The organism is Geodermatophilus sp. SYSU D00766 (assembly GCF_054049915.1).
On sequence record NZ_JBJGYI010000089.1, the window covers coordinates 1 to 763 of the forward strand.

At 69.2% G+C, this 763-nt stretch carries 1 protein-coding gene; it reads right to left on the reverse strand.

What is annotated here, in order from left to right:
- Window positions 1-762, reverse strand: a 762-nt coding sequence (locus ACI8AD_RS24945; protein ID WP_456873216.1) for an ABC transporter ATP-binding protein, incomplete at its 3' end; no start/stop codon positions are given.
- Window position 763: the final 1 nt, after the last annotated feature.

Here is a 763-nt window from a genome sequence, read left to right on the forward strand (position 1 = left end):
CCGCGCCCCACCCTCGGTGAGCTCCACCTGCACGAGGTTCATCGCCGGCGAGCCGATGAACCCGGCCACGAACTCGTTGACCGGCCGGTCGTAGAGGTTGCGCGGGGTGTCGACCTGCTGCAGCAGCCCGTCCTTGAGCACCGCCACCCGATCGCCCATCGTCATCGCCTCGACCTGGTCGTGGGTGACGTAGACGGTGGTGATGCCCAGCCGCCGCTGCAGCGCGGCGATCTCGGTGCGGGTCTGCACCCGCAGCTTGGCGTCGAGGTTGCTCAACGGCTCGTCCATCAAGAACGCCTGCGGCTGGCGCACGATCGCCCGGCCCATCGCCACCCGCTGCCGCTGCCCCCCCGACAGCGCCTTGGGCTTGCGGTCCAGATACGGAGTGAGGTCGAGCACCTTGGCCGCCTCCTCCACCCGGGTGCGGATCTGGTCCTTCTTCATCCCGGCGATCTTCAGCGCGAAGCCCATGTTGTCCGCCACCGTCATGTGCGGGTACAGCGCGTAGTTCTGGAACACCATCGCGATGTCGCGTTCCTTGGGCGGCAGGTGGGTGACGTCGCGGTCACCGATCCGGATCGACCCCTCGGTCACCTCCTCCAGCCCGGCCAGCATCCGCAGCGCGGTGGACTTGCCACTGCCCGAGGGGCCGACCAGCACCAGGAACTCCCCGTCGGCGACGTCGAGGTCCAGCCCGCTGACCGACGGCGCGGACGCCCCCGGATAGGTCAAGGTGGCGTGGTCGTAGGTGATGGCGGCCATG